Consider the following 16,266-nt stretch of genomic DNA (forward strand, 5'->3'; position numbering starts at 1 on the left):
GAATAACCGCAAGATGCGGCGAAACTTCCCTTCCGGGCCGACACGGATACGGCGCCCGGTGGGACCGGCGTGCGCCGCGTTGGCAGCGCACGCCTTATCAAGTGCTTACTCGGCCGCGTCGGGCAGCTGGGCTGCCTGCGCCTCGTCAAGCTTGGTGTTTTCGAGCTCGACACTGAGGCCCAGCGAACGCATTTCCTTGACGAGAACGTTGAAGCTTTCCGGAATACCGGCTTCGAACGTGTCGTCTCCGCGGACAATGGCTTCGTAGACCTTGGTGCGGCCGGCGACGTCGTCCGACTTCACCGTCAGCATTTCCTGCAGCGTGTAGGCCGCACCGTATGCTTCGAGCGCCCAGACTTCCATTTCGCCGAAGCGCTGACCGCCGAACTGCGCCTTGCCGCCCAGCGGCTGCTGGGTAACGAGCGAGTAAGGACCGATCGAACGAGCATGGATCTTGTCGTCGACCAAGTGGTTGAGCTTCAGCATGTAGATGTAGCCCACGGTCACCTGACGGTCGAACTGCTCGCCGGTACGGCCGTCATAGAGCGTCGACTGGCCACTGTCCTTGAGACCTGCCAAGCGCAGCATGTCGTTGACGTCGGCTTCGTTGGCACCGTCGAAAACAGGCGTCGCAATCGACACACCCCGCTTCCACTGGTCGGCGAGGCGCAGAACCGAGTCGTCGTCGAAATCCTGGACCTGTTCGGCCTTCGGACCGTCACCGACGACATCGCCGATGGTCTTGCGCAGCGGGGCGATATTGCCATTGGCCTTGTATGCGTCGATCAGTTCGCCGATCTGGCGACCCATGCCGGCACAAGCCCAACCCAGGTGGGTTTCGAGGATCTGGCCGACGTTCATGCGCGAGGGCACGCCGAGCGGGTTCAGAACGACGTCGACATGCGTGCCGTCTTCGAGGAACGGCATGTCCTCGACAGGCACGATGCGCGAGACGACGCCCTTGTTGCCGTGACGGCCGGCCATCTTGTCGCCCGGCTGGATCTTGCGCTTCACGGCGACGAAGACCTTGACCATCTTCATGACGCCAGGAGGCATTTCATCGCCGCGCTGGACCTTCTCGACCTTGTCCATGAAGCGCTGTTCAAGGCGCGACTTGGATTCGTCGTACTGGCCGCGGAGTGCTTCGAGCTCGCTCTGGACCTTTTCGTCCTCGACCGCGAACATCCACCACTGCGAGCGGGGATATTCGGAAACGACAGCGTTCGAAAGCTCGGCGCCCTTCTTGAAGCCCTTCGGGCCGGCGATGGAGGCCTGGCCGCGCAGCATTTCGATCAGACGGCCGTAGACGTTACGGTCGAGGATCGCCTGCTCGTCGTCGCGGTCCTTTGCAAGACGCTCGATCTCTTCGCGCTCGATTGCCATCGCTCGCTCGTCCTTCTCGACGCCATGGCGGTTGAAGACGCGAACTTCTACGATCGTTCCGTAGGTGCCGGGCGGCATGCGCATGGAGGTATCGCGCACGTCGGAGGCCTTTTCGCCGAAGATGGCGCGCAGAAGCTTTTCTTCCGGCGTCATCGGGCTTTCGCCCTTCGGCGTGATCTTGCCGACCAGGATATCGCCCGGCTGAACTTCGGCGCCGATATAGACGATGCCGGCTTCGTCGAGGTTCTTCAGCGCTTCTTCCGAAACGTTCGGAATATCGCGGGTGATTTCCTCAGGACCAAGCTTGGTGTCGCGCGCCATCACTTCGAATTCCTCGATGTGAATGGAGGTGAACACGTCGTCGGCAACGATGCGCTCGGAGAGCAGGATCGAGTCTTCGTAGTTGTAACCGTTCCAGGGCATGAACGCGACGAGCGCGTTGCGGCCGAGCGCCAGGTCGCCGAGATCTGTCGACGGGCCGTCGGCGAGAATGTCGCCGCGGTTGACCTCGTCACCGACGGTGACCAGCGGACGCTGGTTGACGCAGGTGTTCTGGTTCGAACGCTGGAACTTCTGCAGGCGGTAGATATCGACGCCGGACTTGCCGGCTTCGAGGTCTTCCGTGGCGCGGATAACGATACGCGTTGCGTCGACCTGGTCGACCACGCCGCCGCGGCGGGCGCCGATGGCAGCGCCTGAGTCACGGGCGACGACCGGCTCCATGCCGGTACCGACGAACGGGGCTTCGGCACGCAGCAGCGGCACGGCCTGACGCTGCATGTTCGAGCCCATGAGCGCGCGGTTGGCGTCGTCGTTTTCTAGGAACGGGATCAGCGCGGCTGCGACCGACACCACCTGCTTCGGCGAAACGTCCATCAGGTTCATGCTGTCGCGGGGCGCGAGCATGACTTCGCCGGCATGACGGCAGACGACGAATTCGTCGACGAAGGAACCGTCAGGGTTCATCTCGGCGTTGGCCTGGGCGACGTAGTACTTCGCCTCTTCCATGGCGGAGAGGTAGAGCACGTCGCTCGTCACCCTACCTTCGACGATGCGGCGGTACGGGCTTTCGATGAAACCATACTTGTTGACGCGGGCAAAGGTCGCAAGCGAGTTGATCAGACCGATGTTCGGGCCTTCCGGCGTTTCGATCGGGCAAATGCGGCCGTAGTGGGTCGGATGCACGTCGCGGACTTCGAAGCCGGCGCGCTCACGGGTCAGACCACCCGGGCCAAGAGCCGAAAGACGGCGCTTGTGGGTGATTTCCGAGAGCGGGTTGACCTGGTCCATGAACTGCGAGAGCTGCGAGGAACCAAAGAATTCGCGGACGGCGGCAGCCGCCGGCTTGGCGTTGATCAGATCCTGCGGCATGACCGTATCGATCTCGATCGAGGACATACGCTCCTTGATCGCGCGTTCCATGCGCAAGAGGCCGAGACGGTACTGGTTTTCCATCAGCTCGCCGACCGAGCGGACGCGGCGGTTGCCGAGGTTGTCGATGTCGTCGATCTCGCCCCTGCCGTCGCGCAGTTCGACCAGCATCCTGACCACGGCCAGGATGTCGTCCTTGCGCAGGACGCGGACGGTGTCTTCGACGGTCAGGTCGAGGCGCATGTTCATCTTGACGCGGCCGACGGCGGAGAGGTCGTAACGCTCCGCATCGAAGAACAGCGAGTTGAACATGGCTTCGGCCGATTCCATGGTCGGCGGCTCACCCGGACGCATGACGCGGTAGATGTCGAACAGAGCGTCCTGACGGTTCTCGTTCTTGTCGGCGGTCAGCGTGTTGCGGATATAGGCGCCGACATTGATGTGGTCGATGCCGAGAACCGGAATCTCGTCGAAACCGTTCGCCAGGATGATACCAAGCGTCTTCTCGTCGATTTCGTCGCCGGCTTCGAGGTAGATTTCACCGGTGGAGTAGTTGACGATGTCGCCGGCAAGGTAGTTGCCGTAAAGATCGTCGTCGCCGGCCTTCAGCGCCTTCAGGCCCTTGTCGGAAAGCTGGCGCAGCAGGCGCGGGGTCAGCTTCTTGCCGGCTTCCACGACGACTTCGCCGGTATCGGCGTCGACCATCTCGGTGATCGCCTTGGCACCCTTCAGCGTTTCCGGCTTGAAGGGAATGCGCCAGCCTTTGCCATCACGCTTGTAGAGCGACTTCGTGTAGAAGGTGTCGAGGATTTCCTCGCCGTCCATGCCGAGCGCCATCAGCAGCGACGTGACCGGGATCTTACGGCGACGGTCGATACGGGCGTAAACGATATCCTTGGCGTCGAATTCGATATCGAGCCAGGAACCGCGATAAGGGATGACGCGCGCAGCAAAGAGCAGTTTGCCGGACGAATGGCTCTTGCCCTTGTCGTGATCGAAGAAGACGCCCGGCGAACGGTGCATCTGGGAAACGATCACGCGCTCGGTGCCGTTGACGATGAACGTACCGTTATTGGTCATGAGCGGCATGTCGCCCATGTATACGGACTGTTCCTTGATGTCCTTGATCGACTTTGCGCCCGTATCCTCGTCAATATCGAACACGATGAGGCGCAGCGTCACCTTCAGCGGCGCAGCATAGGTCAGGTCGCGCTGACGGCATTCGTCAACGTCGAACTTCGGCGGTTCGAACTCGTAGGACACGAATTCCAGCATGGAAGCGCCGGAAAAATCGGTGATCGGGAAAACCGACTTGAAAACGGCCTGAAGACCCTCATCGGGCCGGCCGCCTTTCGGCTCCTCAACCATCAAAAACTGGTCGTAGGACGCCTTCTGAACCTCGATGAGGTTCGGCATTTCTGCGACTTCGGGGATCTTACCAAAAAACTTGCGTACGCGCCTACGACCGTTGAACGAAAGGGTCTGAGCCATCGTCGCTCCTTCAAAATCTTGCACCCGGGCCTGCAACGGACGGGAACCGATGGCCAGTCGATCCCGTCAATCAATGGGTAATCCAATCTCGTCCGACACCCGAAAACGCTCAGCTCGGATTGCTGTGCTGCCCTCGGTGCGAGACTATCCTTTTGAAGAACCCATTACCCAAAAGCCGGTTTGACGCGGCTTTTGGGTAATTCGTTCAGAAAAACGGCAAATGGGAGGCAGCAGAGACTGCCTCCCAAAAGCAATTCAAGATTACTTGACGTCGGCCTTGGCGCCGGCATCTTCAAGCTTCTTCTTGATGTCAGCGGCTTCAGCCTTGTTGACGCCTTCCTTGACAGCCTTCGGAGCGCCTTCGACGAGGTCCTTGGCTTCCTTGAGGCCGAGACCGGTGATGGCGCGGACTTCCTTGATGACGTTGATCTTGTTGGCGCCGACATCCGTGAGGATGACGTCGAACTCGGTCTTTTCTTCTTCAACGACAGCCGGGCCAGCACCACCAGCAGCGGCAGCAACAGCTACCGGAGCAGCAGCGGAAACGCCCCACTTTTCTTCAAGAAGCTTCGACAGTTCTGCGGCTTCCAGAACGGTCAGCGCGGAGAGGTCGTCAACGATCTTTGCGAGATCAGTCATTTTACTAGTTCCTTTTGTTCGGTTCGAACCGGTTGATTATAAACAGCGAAAAACCGCCTTACGCGGCTTCGTCCTTCTTGGCGTAGGCCGCAAACACGCGGGCAAGCTGGCTTGCCGGTGCTGCAACAACCCCAGCGATGCGGGTAGCCGGTGTCTGGATCATGCCCAGCAGCTTCGCACGCAACTCATCGAGCGAAGGCAGGGTCGCAAGCGACTTGACTGCATCGGCGTTGAGCGTGGTTGTTCCCATGGAACCGCCCAGAACAATGATCTTGTCATTGGTCTTGGCGAAATCCATGACGACCTTCGGAGCGGTGATCGGATCGGTGCTGTATGCAATCAGCGTCTGACCCTTGAAGAGATCGGTGATCCCTTCCGCTTCCGTACCCTGAAGGGCAATTTTGGCCAGGCGGTTCTTCGCGACTTTGACGGTACCGCCAGCTGCACGCATTTTCGAACGAAAATCGTTCATCTGCGCGACTGTGGCACCAGCATAGTGGGCCACGACAACTGAGCCCGAAGCCTTGAAGACTTCACTCAGTTCCGTGACGAATTCGCGTTTTTCCGCTCTTTCCACTGCCTATCTCCAGTTGGCGGGACCAAGAATGGGCCCGCCGGGTTGCCTTTGCCTCCTGGGATCATGCGAGATCCCAAGCGACGCTTGAGGATCCTGTCCCCCCGCGCTCTCGCGCCAATCAAGGCTAAAGAGGCACAAGGCATCCAAGGCTCGAACCGATTTCCTAGAAGCGAACTTCATGCAATTCGGGTCTTACCCGTCTCATGCAGGCAAAGTGATTAAGGGATAACCACCTGCAATCTCGGACAGGATTCCGGATTTCTCCGGAATATTCCGGCCCCTTGCGAGGCCGGAAATTCAGTCGCCGGACGTAAAGCCCGGCAATAATTTACGCAGTCGGGCTTGCTGTGACCGAGCCGACTTCGATCTTGACGCCCGGGCCCATGGTCGAAGAAATCGCCACGCGCTTGACGTAGTTGCCCTTGGCGCCAGCCGGCTTCGCCTTGATGACGGCGTCGGCAAAAGCGCGGATGTTTTCTTCCAGAGCCTTGGCGTCGAACGAGGCCTTGCCGATGCCGGCATGGACGATGCCAGCCTTCTCGACGCGGAACTCGACAGCGCCGCCCTTAGAAGCCTTGACAGCTCCGGCGACATCCATGGTGACTGTGCCGACCTTCGGGTTCGGCATCATGCCGCGCGGGCCGAGAACCTTACCGAGACGACCGACCAGCGGCATCATGTCCGGGGTGGCAATGCAGCGATCGAATTCGATCTTGCCGCCCTGGACGATTTCGACGAGATCTTCTGCGCCGACGATATCGGCACCGGCAGCCTTGGCTTCATCAGCCTTGACGCCACGAGCGAAAACGGCAACGCGAACCGTACGGCCGGTGCCGTTCGGCAGATTGACGACGCCGCGAACCATCTGGTCCGCATGGCGCGGGTCAACGCCGAGGTTCATCGAGACTTCGATGGTTTCGTCGAACTTGGCGACAGCCCGTTCCTTGACCATGCCGATGGCCAGGGTCAGAGCGTAGAGCTTGGTGGGATCAACACCTTCGTTGATCTTCTGCGTGCGCTTACCAGCCATGATCTTAACCCACCACTTCCAGGCCCATGGCGCGGGCAGAGCCCTCGATCATCGCCATTGCGCCTTCAATATCCGCTGCGTTCAGATCCTTCATCTTGGCTTCTGCGATCGACTTGATCTGAGCCTTGGTGAGGGAACCGGCCTTGGCGCCCTTGCCGGGCGTCTTGGAACCGGAGGTGATCTTTGCCTCCTTCTTCAGCCAGTAGCTGACCGGAGGCTGCTTCATCGCGAAGGTGAAGGACTTGTCCTGGTAATAGGTGATGACGACCGGAATCGGCATGCCCTTTTCCATTTCCTGCGTGGCGGCATTGAACGCCTTGCAGAATTCCATGATGTTAATGCCACGCTGACCAAGCGCCGGACCAATCGGCGGGGACGGGTTTGCCGATCCTGCCTTGACCTGAAGCTTGAGCTGGCCTGCAACTTTCTTAGCCATATCTCTCTGCCTTTCATGAACGGCCGGTCGCCCGGCCCGTGATGCCGGATCTCTCCGGCGGCTGCGGTTGCGTGGTGCGGATCATTTGGGTCCGGCTAAGACCCCCTCACCTTCCACGCGGATGCGGACACAGTCCGCAGGAAACAGGCCGCAAGGCCAGCTTCCAATCTCTTGCAATCAGACCTTCTCGACCTGAGCGTATTCCAGTTCGACCGGTGTTGCGCGGCCGAAGATCGACACCTCAACCTTCAGGCGCGAACGTTCTTCATCGACATCCTGAACCGTGCCGTTGAACGAAGCGAACGGGCCGTCGGAAACGCGAACCTGCTCGCCGATCTCGAAGGTAATGGAGGCCTTCGGCCGCTCGACACCTTCCTGGACCTGGCCGAGAATGCGCTCGGCTTCATAATCCGGAATCGGAACGGGCTTATTGTCGGAGCCGAGGAAACCGGTGACCTTCGGCGTATTCTTGATCAGGTGATAGGCTTCGTCGGTCAGATTGGCACGAACCATGACATAGCCGGGGAAGAACTTGCGCTCGGAATCGACCTTGCGGCCGCGACGCACTTCCACCACCTTTTCGGTCGGCACGAGGATCTTCTCGAACAAGTGCTCAAGCCCCTTCTGGCGAGCCTTGTTCTCGATGTCTTCAGCGACCTTCTTTTCAAAATTGGAATATGCGTGGACGATGTACCAACGTGCCGCCATTTTCATCTCCACCCGTATCAGTTGCCGGTATTCAGCACGAAGCTCAGAACCCAGCCGATCAGCTGGTCAGCGGCAAAGAAAAAAAGCGCGGCGAAAACCACCATCACAAGCACCATAACCGTCGAGATCATCGTCTCGCGGCGCGACGGCCATGTAACTTTGGACGTCTCGGAGCGAACCTGCTGCAGAAACGCAAACGGATTGGATTTGGATGCCATCGACTGCCCACGCAATTACGGCGCGTAAAGCTGAAACCATCAGCCCCACGCACCGCGTGTCTGTTGAACCCTAAATAAACACCGATCTCCGAATACACAAGAGGGAAACCGAAGTTTAACGAAATTAGTTACCGCCAATCAATCCCCGACCGGAATGCCGCGAGCATGTCCGCGCTGTCCCGTTTCGAGGAAAATGGCAGGGGCAGTAAGGCTCGAACTTACGACCTGCGGTTTTGGAGACCGCCGCTCTACCAACTGAGCTATACCCCTTCATACCGATCATTCAGCGCTTGGACCAAAGTCCGCAAATCGCTGCTGAAAAGCATGGCGCTCCCTTTAAGACGACGACAGCGGATTGGCAAGCACGATTTTCGATTTTCACAGCCATTCTGCGCATATGCAAGCGATCGGCGCTTCCACCGTGCCCCCAATATCCGTTCAAACCGTCACATATTTCCGCCAGTCGTGCTCTTCGTTAAAGCCCAGCACCTCGCGGATCTTGCGGTTGGAGAGCAGGCCCTCATATTCGCCGATCTCGCGGGTGAAGGGCACGTTCGGGTAGAATCGCTTCGCAAGCTCCTTCGACGGCGTGTTGGCCGAGACGGTGTCGTTGGCCGCGTTGAAGACCTGATAGCCGAGACCGTCCTTTTCGATGCAGAGATGGCAGATTTGCCCAAGATCGCGGGCGTCGATATAGCTCCAGGCAATGCGTTTGCGCATTTCGGGATTGGCGAAATAGGTGGGGAACCGCTCATATTCGTGCGGCTCGATGACGTTGCCGATACGCAGCGCATAGATGTCGAAGCCTGAACGTTCGGCAAAGGCGCGCGCCGTCTTTTCGTTGACCACCTTGGAGAGCCCGTAGGAATCCATTGGATTGACGTCGTAATCTTCCTCCAGCGGGAACTGGTGGAAATCACGATGGCCTTCGGCGAAGCAGACGCCGTAGGTCGTCTCGCTCGATGCAACGATGATTTTCCTGATACCGAGCTTCACTGCCGCCTCGATGACATTATAAGTGCCCATCGTATTGATGCGGAAAGTCTCATTGTCGGGCTTGATCAGGATGCGCGGGATGGCGGCGAAGTGCACGACGGCATCGAAGGGCTGCACGCCCCTGCCCGCATCGAGATCAGGAAAATCGCGGTGCATCGACAGCGCGTTGAAGACCTGACCGCTATCGGTGATGTCGGCAATGAGGTTAGTGACGCCAGGACTGTCCAGCGGCACGAGATCGAGGTTGTGAACCTCGTAACCGGCATTGACGAGCCACGGTACGGTATGGCGACCTGCCTTACCCGAACCGCCCGTGAACAGAATCCGCTTCTTCATGGAATATCCTCCGCATCATGAAATCGGAGGCATAGTTAGACGCTTCGGCGCGAAGAGCAAGCGAGCGTCTGCTAGGGCTCATCACCCCCGCATCGCCAGGAGCATCCTATGCGGGAGCGCCTGGCCGATCATTTCCGATCACCGCAGAAGCCTGCGATGCTCTGCAAGGGTCGTCACGTGACGAAACTTGCATCCAGCGTCGTCACTTGACGACACTTACCTCGCCGAGCTGCACTCCGGCTGCCTGAACAACCTCTTGCGGTATTGCAGCGATGAAAAACATCGTGAAAACATACATCGCGAATATCGTCGCAGCGAATGTGGCCTTTGGAATCATCCGGGCTCTCCTCTTTGCAAGAAGGAGTCTGGACTAAAATGGGCCATTCACAACCGGTTTCTGAATGTGAGATGAACAAAATACTGTGACAGGCCAATTTAACGATATTTTTACAACACCTGTTAAACCTACCGGAAGCCATGAAAACAAAAAACCCCGCTGTTTCCAGCGGGGTCTTCATAATTGCGGATAACCCGAAAGTTACTCGACGATCGAAGCAACGATACCGGCGCCGACGGTGCGGCCGCCTTCGCGGATCGCGAAGCGCAGCTTTTCTTCCATCGCGATCGGAACGATCAGCTCGACCGATACCGTGACGTTGTCGCCCGGCATGACCATCTCCGTGCCTTCCGGCAGCGATACGATGCCCGTCACGTCGGTCGTGCGGAAGTAGAACTGCGGACGGTAGTTGGTGAAGAACGGCGTATGACGGCCACCCTCTTCCTTCGTCAGGATGTAGGCTTCAGCCATGAACTTCTTGTGCGGCTTGACCGAACCCGGCTTGCACAGGATCTGGCCACGCTCAACGCCGTCACGGGTGACGCCGCGGATCAGCGCGCCGATGTTGTCGCCGGCCTGGCCCTGGTCGAGCAGCTTGCGGAACATTTCAACGCCGGTCACCGTCGTCTTCGTCGTCGGGCGGATGCCGACGATCTCGACTTCTTCGCCAACCTTGACAATGCCACGCTCGACGCGGCCAGTCACAACCGTACCGCGGCCCGAGATCGAGAACACGTCTTCGATCGGCAGCAGGAACGGCAAGTTGATCGGACGCTCAGGCGTCGGGATGTAGGCGTCGACAGCGGCCATCAGCTCGCGGATCGCGTCTTCGCCGATCTTCTTGTCGCTATCTTCGAGAGCAGCAAGCGCCGAACCCTTGACGATCGGAATGTCATCGCCTGGGAAGTCGTAGGACGACAGCAGTTCGCGAACTTCGAGCTCGACCAGTTCGAGAAGCTCGGCGTCATCAACCTGGTCGACCTTGTTCAGGAACACCACGATGGCCGGAACGCCGACCTGGCGGGCCAGCAGGATGTGTTCGCGCGTCTGCGGCATCGGGCCGTCAGCGGCCGAGCACACCAGGATCGCGCCGTCCATCTGGGCAGCACCGGTGATCATGTTCTTGACGTAGTCGGCGTGGCCGGGGCAGTCGACGTGCGCATAGTGGCGGGCCGGCGTCTCATACTCGACGTGTGCCGTCGAAATGGTGATGCCGCGGGCCTTTTCTTCCGGAGCAGCGTCGATCTGGTCGTACGCCTTGTACTCACCGAAGTACTTCGTGATCGCTGCCGTCAGAGACGTCTTGCCGTGGTCAACGTGGCCAATCGTGCCAATGTTGACGTGCGGCTTGTTGCGCTCAAACTTACTCTTTCCCATTTGAATGCTTCCTGTGAACGAGATGATAGGCCCCGGCGAACCGGTTTAGTGCCGCCGTTTAAGGCTTTCGGCGAAATTGCGCAAGACTTAATTGCAGACGCCATTCTTGGTGTGACAGCGCATATGGGGGACAATTCACCGCCTGCAAGGCGATTCGCCGGAGCACCGCCTAAAATCGCTGAAATCCTTGAAGAAAATCGGGTGGACTGCCGGAGATGAGCCACCGTGCCCGGCATCGAGCACCCTCGTCTGCCGGTCGATGGTCGCTATCGGCGGCGTCTTCTGACACATCAGCCTAGCGAATTATCGCGGGCGGCGTCGGTCACATGAATTGGGCCTGGAAAAACTGGAGCGGGTAGCGGGAATCGAACCCGCGTATTCAGCTTGGAAGGCTGCTGCTCTACCATTGAGCTATACCCGCGGGGTGGTCCGATCCGATGACGAATGGTGGAGAGAGTTGGATTTGAACCAACGTAGGCTGAGCCAACGGATTTACAGTCCGTCCCCTTTAACCACTCGGGCATCTCTCCAGTTATTCGTCCGGATCTAGAAGACCAAGTTTGTCAGACTTCGAAGCGTTGCGGCCCGTCGTCTGCGCCGCGTATATGACCGGAGCATTTCCGTCTGTCAACACGATGACAACGGAAAAAACACGAAAAATTTCATTCCTTGCCGAAAGCCGGCATATGAAAGAAAGCCTATGCGGCAGCCAGCGCCATGGCTATAAAGCCGCATGAGCAAAGATAAAAAATCGGGCGGCACGGCCGCGACAGACCCATCAGCCAAGGATACGCATTACGCCACGCTGCGGCGCGCGCACCGTGACGCCAAGCGCGAACGCGGGGAGATTCCCACGCCTCAACCGCAGAAGCGCAAGCGCGGGCCTGAGGACTGGAAACCGCCGACGCTCGCGCCCGATCAGGTGCATCTCTACGGCCTGCATACGGTGCGCGCCGCCCTCGACAATTCCGAGCGCAAGAAGATCAAGCTTTTCGTGACCCAGAACGCGCTGGCGCGGCTCGAAGTCGACGTCGAAACGCTCGGCATTCCCTTCGAGATGGTCTCGCCGCAGGAGATCGACAAGGTGCTCGGCCCAGAGGCGATTCATCAGGGCGTCATGCTGGAAACACGGCCGCTGCCGGTCCGCCGTCTCGAAGCCCTGAAGGACAGCCCTCTCCTGCTTGTCCTCGACCAAGTCACCGATCCGCACAATGTCGGCGCGATCATGCGCTCCGCCGTCGCCTTCAATGCCGGCGCCGTCATCACCACGCAGAGACATAGCCCGACCGAATCCGGCGTGCTCGCCAAGTCCGCCTCCGGCGCGCTGGAACTGATACCTTATATACAGGTTACCAATCTCGCCGATGCACTTGGTGAGTTGAACAAGCTTGGTTTTTCCACCATCGGTCTCGATTCGGAAGGGCCAGCGCCACTCGAAGGCACTTTCTCGGGCGGGAAGGTAGCGCTGGTGCTCGGCTCCGAGGGCAAGGGACTGCGGCAGAAGACCCGGGAAACCGTCAACGCGCTTGCCCGCCTCGACATGCCCGGTGCGATTAAATCGCTGAACGTCTCGAATGCCGCGGCGATAGCGCTTTATGCGGCGCGGCTTTACCTGAAGGCATAGGCTGGTCCGCAGGCGGGCCGCGGCGAAGTGGAATTACCGTGACCCGTATCCTCCCCCGGCTTACGGGAGCTGCAGCTTCGCTTTTTGTCTGCAGTCTCGCACACAGGCAGGATATCGATCACGATATTCTCAAAGGACAGCGCCGGAACTTACCTCCTCGCCCCGAAAGACGGTCGAGCCGGATGCCGGATGACTCTCGAAGGCGGCAAGCCGCTTTTATGGGTGCTCCGCTGATTCGAAAGTGAACAGTATCCCGTCAACCCGCTCGTCTGGGTTAGCTCGGTGTCCGGCAGGCGGTGGGTCCGTCCATAGGGTTGCGGGCCGCTTCGCCCGCCGCGTAAGCGAGTTCGACCGGATAGACGATCACACTCGACAGTTTCTCGATTTCGCTTGCATGATCGGGGCTGCGTTTGATTTCCGCCTTGTAGGCAGCAGTGCAATCCGGCAGGCGCTGCGGCGACAGACCCGTGTCGGCGGTGATCGTCCTGGCGCAGGCAGTGCCCTCCAGATAGAGCGAACAGGACGCCGTGTAGACGCGGGGGAACTCGAGGGTCAGTTCCCCCTTCCCGCTGCTGATCGCCGCAAAATTGTCGCCATCGAGGGAATCGTCGAGCAGCCGCTCGCCCGTCGCCGCATCGTAGACGACGAAGGGTAGCCCGCCGTTCCACCCGTCCGCCGCACGGAAAAACACAAAACCGCCGCGAACGCCCATGAGGTAGCCGGCGGTATCATCCTCGATGACCCGCTCGCGCGCACCGGCGCGCTCACAGGGGGCATCGGCGGCAAGCAGCGCCAGCTTTTCGGCTCCGACCTCTCCAAGATCGACCTCCTTGACCATGAAGGCGGGATAGCGGCTGCAGGTGATCTTCGGTTTCGCATCGGGATTGAGCTCATCCTTCGGCAGCGCGACGACATCCAGCTTTATCGGCTTGTCGAAAGGACCTGCATTTTCGGACGCTGCGGCCCATGAGACGAACGCCGCGGCAATGACCGATGCTGTAACCATCCTTTTCATGACGTTCGTCCCCAACTGTTTCAGGCATCCCTGACACAGTTTAATCCAGTGCGACAGATGGAAAAGCGGATGCCGGCGATACCCGCGAAAGACTCAACCGATACCGGAGAAATTCAATTTTGCCTTGGAAAGACCTCCTGGAGCACTATGATCGGCCGATGACCGATCGTGACGACCGGTCAGAAGCAAGAAGGAACGATCCCCATCATGGCCATTCGACCGCTGATTTTCGGTATTCTCTTCATCGCGGTCTTTGTCGTGATTATCCTCAGCATCATGTGGGTGGACACGTCGCACCCGATCCACCAGCCCGATCCGCTATCGCCAACGGCGCCCGGCCCCGCGACACCCGGGTAGGTTCAATAATTTATGTCATCAGGACATGTGCAGCGGTTCCCGGGGTGACGACATGCATAAAAGCAAACGGAGCGCGCGTATGAACCAAGGTCGATGCGGCGCGCTGTAGCCCCGCAGGAACGCGGACGGCGATCAGGCGTTAATCCGGTAATTGAACAAGGATTGAACGCTCATGCGCATAATGATCGCCGTCGTCGCCTTCATGGTAGTCTCCGTGCTCAGCATCGCGATACTGTCGCCGTCTGGCGCTGGCCAGACCGGCAATGGCAACAGGATCGAGGCGAGCGTCAACGAACCGGTCACTCATTGAAAAATGGCCCGGATGATCCGGGCCATTATTGTTAGCTGCGGTAGAGCCAGAAAGGCATTCCGCGATCGCGATGGCGCCACTCACGGCGTTCCTGCCAGCGCTCGGCACGCCACCGGCGCCAGCGCCTGTCATCATCGCGCCAGTCGGACCGGCGCCAATCGCGCTGATCGCGCCAGCCACGGTCGTCACGCTCACTACGCCAGCTGCGGTCGTCACTGTTGTCACGGTCGCGATCACGTCGCCAGCCGTCACGAATTTGAACGATATCGCCCTGGACCGATACGGCCGGCCGGTCGACGGGCATGGCGGCGGCCGGGGCGACGGACGCCAAAACCGCACCGACGGACATGGTTGCGGCGAAAAAGAGATGTGCGAGCTTCATGGCTGCTTCTTCCTCATTGATGATGAGGCGAAGATAAGCTGGCGCGGCTGAATTGGCGCTGAAGCAGCCCTTCAGGCAAGGTTCATCAAACGATACAGGATAGCTGGAAAAATCTGTCGATACGATCAAGCAAAGAACAAGCGGTATCGAATGGAAAAATGGTGCCCCCGCCAGGGTTCGAACCCGGGACCCCCTGATTACAAATCAGGTGCTCTACCAACTGAGCTACAAGGGCAATAGCTGCCAACTAACAGATTCTATGATTGTGTAAAGGAAAATTCGTGTCTGTGCGGACGGTTCGACTGCCGCTCAAAACGCTTCGCGATGGAAAACGTCCTTGTCGCGCCAGCCCTTTATCCTTTAGCTAGGACAGCATCACAAAGGGCATTGCATGGGCCGTTCATTTCAGACTCTTTCCTTTCTCGCCTCACCGACAACGGAGGCGCTTGCAGCGCGCGAGGAGTTGATTCGCATCTATGGTGACGTGCCGGCCGACGATGCCGACGTTATCGTCGCGCTCGGTGGCGACGGTTTCATGCTGCAGACGCTGCACAACACCATGAACTCCGGCAAGCTGGTCTACGGCATGAATCGTGGCTCGGTCGGTTTCCTGATGAACGAATATCGCAGCGAACAACTTCAGGAGCGCATCTGCGTCGCCGTCGAAAACGTCTTTCGACCATTGCAGATGACGACGGCCAATGCCGACGGCACCAATTCGACGGCACTCGCCATCAACGAGGTCTATCTTTTCCGCCAATCCTATCAGGCCGCCAATCTACGCGTCGCGGTGGATGGGCGCGTCCGCCTGGAGGAGCTGATCTGCGACGGGCTGATGGTGGCGACGCCTGCCGGGTCGACAGCCTATAATCTTTCGGCCCATGGCCCGATCCTGCCGCTCGAGGCCCCACTGCTCGCCATGACGCCGGTCAGCGCTTTCAGGCCACGGCGTTGGAGGGGCGCGCTGCTTCCGAACAGGGTGACCGTCGATATCGACGTGCTTGAGCCGGTCAAGCGGCCGGTGAACGCCGTGGCCGACAATACCGAGGTCAAATCGGTGCTGCATGTCCGCATTGCCCAGTCGGAGCATATGACCGCGCGCATCCTCTCCGATCCCGACCGCTCCTGGTCCGACCGTATTCTCGCCGAGCAGTTCAAGGATTGAGACGATGGCACTGCGACGCGTATTGATGACCACCATGTTCTTCATCGGATGGTCGGCCACAGCCTTGCCGGCGCAGGATGCCATCCTGCCGGCATCGGTGATTTTCGCGACCAGCACCGGCTACTGGGCGGATGATGGCAACGCGCCGGATGTCGAGCGGGCGCCGACAGGCGCCGAGAGCGTTGCCAACCACGGGGGACAGGCCACGCAGCGCCACGGCTACTACAAGCTCTTTGCCGTTCGCCAGGCGGACAGGACCTCGAAGGTCTATTTGCAGCAGGTTGCCCAGACCGAGACCGGCCCGGCGATCACTTCAACCGTCGAGCTGCAGGAGATCAGCGACCTCAAGCCTTATATTACCGATATACGTCCCGAGAATTCGAACGGCATCATCAAGGAGCCGGGGTTGTTCGCGACGATCTACCTGAAGACCGATCCCTCTGCGGAGCCGGATGGCTGGACCGTGCTAATCGATGAATTCGGCGACATCACCGTCGAGAAGGCGACGAATTGA

The 16,266-nt window shown here is 59.3% G+C and carries 18 protein-coding genes, 4 tRNA genes and 1 pseudogene; 7 read left to right on the plus strand and 16 right to left on the minus strand.

The genetic code is table 11. From position 1 onward, the window contains the following. Positions 1 to 105: 105 nt before the first annotated feature. The 13 genes from rpoB to RCCGE510_RS00330 all read right to left on the minus strand — a co-directional run bounded on the left by rpoB (position 106) and on the right by RCCGE510_RS00330 (position 11,429). Entirely contained in the window at positions 106 to 4,245 is a 4,140-nt protein-coding gene (gene rpoB / locus RCCGE510_RS00275; protein WP_007626099.1) for a DNA-directed RNA polymerase subunit beta, read from the minus strand. Positions 4,246 to 4,506: 261 nt separating this feature from the next. Continuing rightward, a complete protein-coding gene (gene rplL / locus RCCGE510_RS00280) occupies positions 4,507 to 4,884 on the minus strand; it encodes a 50S ribosomal protein L7/L12 (RefSeq protein ID WP_007626100.1) in 378 nt (125 codons plus the stop codon). A gap of 58 nt (positions 4,885 to 4,942) precedes the next feature. Continuing rightward, positions 4,943 to 5,461, minus strand: coding sequence for a 50S ribosomal protein L10 (rplJ, locus tag RCCGE510_RS00285; RefSeq protein ID WP_007626101.1), 519 nt, complete (start codon positions 5,459 to 5,461; stop codon positions 4,943 to 4,945). A 328-nt stretch (positions 5,462 to 5,789) separates the two neighbouring features. Beyond that, positions 5,790 to 6,491, minus strand: a complete 702-nt coding sequence (gene rplA, locus RCCGE510_RS00290) for a 50S ribosomal protein L1 (RefSeq protein ID WP_007626103.1) — start codon at positions 6,489 to 6,491, stop codon at positions 5,790 to 5,792. A 4-nt stretch (positions 6,492 to 6,495) separates the two neighbouring features. After that, on the minus strand, positions 6,496 to 6,927 hold the full coding sequence (rplK, locus tag RCCGE510_RS00295) for a 50S ribosomal protein L11 (protein WP_003547518.1): 432 nt from the start codon (positions 6,925 to 6,927) through the stop codon (positions 6,496 to 6,498). A 177-nt stretch (positions 6,928 to 7,104) separates the two neighbouring features. Further along, positions 7,105 to 7,635, minus strand: a complete 531-nt coding sequence (gene nusG, locus RCCGE510_RS00300) for a transcription termination/antitermination protein NusG (RefSeq protein WP_003547516.1) — start codon at positions 7,633 to 7,635, stop codon at positions 7,105 to 7,107. Positions 7,636 to 7,652: 17 nt separating this feature from the next. Further along, positions 7,653 to 7,853: a preprotein translocase subunit SecE gene (gene secE, locus RCCGE510_RS00305; protein ID WP_003573826.1), complete on the minus strand. Its 201-nt coding sequence runs from the start codon at positions 7,851 to 7,853 to the stop codon at positions 7,653 to 7,655. 194 nt (positions 7,854 to 8,047) lie between these two features. Then, positions 8,048 to 8,123, minus strand: a tRNA-Trp gene (locus RCCGE510_RS00310). A gap of 168 nt (positions 8,124 to 8,291) precedes the next feature. Continuing rightward, positions 8,292 to 9,185, minus strand: coding sequence for an NAD(P)-dependent oxidoreductase (locus RCCGE510_RS00315; protein ID WP_007626105.1), 894 nt, complete (start codon positions 9,183 to 9,185; stop codon positions 8,292 to 8,294). A 202-nt stretch (positions 9,186 to 9,387) separates the two neighbouring features. Then, positions 9,388 to 9,522, minus strand: a complete 135-nt coding sequence (locus tag RCCGE510_RS35925) for a hypothetical protein (RefSeq protein ID WP_007626107.1) — start codon at positions 9,520 to 9,522, stop codon at positions 9,388 to 9,390. A gap of 201 nt (positions 9,523 to 9,723) precedes the next feature. Next, positions 9,724 to 10,899: an elongation factor Tu gene (gene tuf, locus RCCGE510_RS00320; protein ID WP_007626086.1), complete on the minus strand. Its 1,176-nt coding sequence runs from the start codon at positions 10,897 to 10,899 to the stop codon at positions 9,724 to 9,726. Between the two features lie 347 nt (positions 10,900 to 11,246). After that, a tRNA-Gly gene (locus RCCGE510_RS00325) sits at positions 11,247 to 11,320 on the minus strand. Between the two features lie 24 nt (positions 11,321 to 11,344). Then, positions 11,345 to 11,429, minus strand: a tRNA-Tyr gene (locus RCCGE510_RS00330). Positions 11,430 to 11,459: 30 nt separating this feature from the next. On the opposite strand from RCCGE510_RS00330, the gene RCCGE510_RS34610 reads away from it, so the two are divergent. The 3 genes and pseudogenes from RCCGE510_RS34610 to RCCGE510_RS35425 all read left to right on the plus strand — a co-directional run. Further along, complete coding sequence (locus tag RCCGE510_RS34610; protein ID WP_157179856.1) at positions 11,460 to 11,636, plus strand: hypothetical protein; 177 nt, start codon at positions 11,460 to 11,462, stop codon at positions 11,634 to 11,636. Continuing rightward, the gene (gene rlmB / locus RCCGE510_RS00335) at positions 11,633 to 12,523 is read left to right on the plus strand and encodes a 23S rRNA (guanosine(2251)-2'-O)-methyltransferase RlmB (protein ID WP_007626108.1); all 891 of its coding nucleotides are present in this window, start codon (positions 11,633 to 11,635) and stop codon (positions 12,521 to 12,523) included. Before RCCGE510_RS34610 ends, rlmB begins: the two co-directional genes overlap by 4 nt. Before the next feature lie 38 nt (positions 12,524 to 12,561). Further along, positions 12,562 to 12,724, plus strand: a pseudogene (locus RCCGE510_RS35425) (metalloprotease); the annotation flags it as partial. Between the two features lie 73 nt (positions 12,725 to 12,797). On the opposite strand, the gene RCCGE510_RS00340 reads toward RCCGE510_RS35425, so the two are convergent. After that, complete coding sequence (locus tag RCCGE510_RS00340; protein ID WP_007626109.1) at positions 12,798 to 13,538, minus strand: hypothetical protein; 741 nt, start codon at positions 13,536 to 13,538, stop codon at positions 12,798 to 12,800. 207 nt (positions 13,539 to 13,745) lie between these two features. Here RCCGE510_RS00340 and RCCGE510_RS35045 point away from each other — a divergent pair, with 207 nt between their 5' ends. Together RCCGE510_RS35045 and RCCGE510_RS35050 are read left to right on the plus strand one after the other, a co-directional pair. After that, entirely contained in the window at positions 13,746 to 13,895 is a 150-nt protein-coding gene (locus RCCGE510_RS35045) for a hypothetical protein (protein ID WP_007626110.1), read from the plus strand. 172 nt (positions 13,896 to 14,067) lie between these two features. Further along, positions 14,068 to 14,205 carry a hypothetical protein gene (locus RCCGE510_RS35050; RefSeq protein WP_007626111.1) on the plus strand — a complete coding sequence of 46 codons (138 nt, stop codon included), beginning with the start codon at positions 14,068 to 14,070 and terminating at the stop codon, positions 14,203 to 14,205. 31 nt (positions 14,206 to 14,236) lie between these two features. Here RCCGE510_RS35050 and RCCGE510_RS00350 read toward each other — a convergent pair whose 3' ends face one another. Beyond that, positions 14,237 to 14,662, minus strand: a complete 426-nt coding sequence (locus RCCGE510_RS00350) for a hypothetical protein (protein ID WP_192815265.1) — start codon at positions 14,660 to 14,662, stop codon at positions 14,237 to 14,239. A gap of 84 nt (positions 14,663 to 14,746) precedes the next feature. Then, positions 14,747 to 14,822: transfer RNA gene (locus tag RCCGE510_RS00355), tRNA-Thr, on the minus strand. Positions 14,823 to 14,978: 156 nt separating this feature from the next. Between RCCGE510_RS00355 and RCCGE510_RS00360 the strand changes: the two genes are divergently transcribed. Together RCCGE510_RS00360 and RCCGE510_RS00365 are read left to right on the plus strand one after the other, a co-directional pair. Then, a complete protein-coding gene (locus tag RCCGE510_RS00360) occupies positions 14,979 to 15,752 on the plus strand; it encodes an NAD kinase (RefSeq protein ID WP_007626117.1) in 774 nt (257 codons plus the stop codon). A gap of 4 nt (positions 15,753 to 15,756) precedes the next feature. Beyond that, on the plus strand, positions 15,757 to 16,266 hold the full coding sequence (locus RCCGE510_RS00365; RefSeq protein ID WP_007626118.1) for a hypothetical protein: 510 nt from the start codon (positions 15,757 to 15,759) through the stop codon (positions 16,264 to 16,266).

The organism is Rhizobium sp. CCGE 510 (assembly GCF_000292525.1).
Taxonomy (GTDB): domain Bacteria; phylum Pseudomonadota; class Alphaproteobacteria; order Rhizobiales; family Rhizobiaceae; genus Rhizobium.

Bases quoted from the DNA above. Each gene is read 5' to 3' on its own strand.
- RCCGE510_RS35045 (WP_007626110.1), top strand. From the start codon at position 13,746: ATGGCCATTCGACCGCTGATTTTCGGTATTCTCTTCATCGCGGTCTTT.
- secE (WP_003573826.1), bottom strand. From the start codon at position 7,853: ATGGCATCCAAATCCAATCCGTTTGCGTTTCTGCAGCAGGTTCGCTCC.
- RCCGE510_RS00340 (WP_007626109.1), bottom strand. From the start codon at position 13,538: ATGAAAAGGATGGTTACAGCATCGGTCATTGCCGCGGCGTTCGTCTCA.
- RCCGE510_RS35925 (WP_007626107.1), bottom strand. From the start codon at position 9,522: ATGATTCCAAAGGCCACATTCGCTGCGACGATATTCGCGATGTATGTT.
- RCCGE510_RS00365 (WP_007626118.1), top strand. From the start codon at position 15,757: ATGGCACTGCGACGCGTATTGATGACCACCATGTTCTTCATCGGATGG.
- RCCGE510_RS35050 (WP_007626111.1), top strand. From the start codon at position 14,068: ATGCGCATAATGATCGCCGTCGTCGCCTTCATGGTAGTCTCCGTGCTC.
- tuf (WP_007626086.1), bottom strand. From the start codon at position 10,899: ATGGGAAAGAGTAAGTTTGAGCGCAACAAGCCGCACGTCAACATTGGC.
- rplL (WP_007626100.1), bottom strand. From the start codon at position 4,884: ATGACTGATCTCGCAAAGATCGTTGACGACCTCTCCGCGCTGACCGTT.
- rpoB (WP_007626099.1), bottom strand. From the start codon at position 4,245: ATGGCTCAGACCCTTTCGTTCAACGGTCGTAGGCGCGTACGCAAGTTT.
- RCCGE510_RS00315 (WP_007626105.1), bottom strand. From the start codon at position 9,185: ATGAAGAAGCGGATTCTGTTCACGGGCGGTTCGGGTAAGGCAGGTCGC.
- rplK (WP_003547518.1), bottom strand. From the start codon at position 6,927: ATGGCTAAGAAAGTTGCAGGCCAGCTCAAGCTTCAGGTCAAGGCAGGA.
- nusG (WP_003547516.1), bottom strand. From the start codon at position 7,635: ATGGCGGCACGTTGGTACATCGTCCACGCATATTCCAATTTTGAAAAG.
- RCCGE510_RS00360 (WP_007626117.1), top strand. From the start codon at position 14,979: ATGGGCCGTTCATTTCAGACTCTTTCCTTTCTCGCCTCACCGACAACG.
- rlmB (WP_007626108.1), top strand. From the start codon at position 11,633: ATGAGCAAAGATAAAAAATCGGGCGGCACGGCCGCGACAGACCCATCA.
- rplA (WP_007626103.1), bottom strand. From the start codon at position 6,491: ATGGCTGGTAAGCGCACGCAGAAGATCAACGAAGGTGTTGATCCCACC.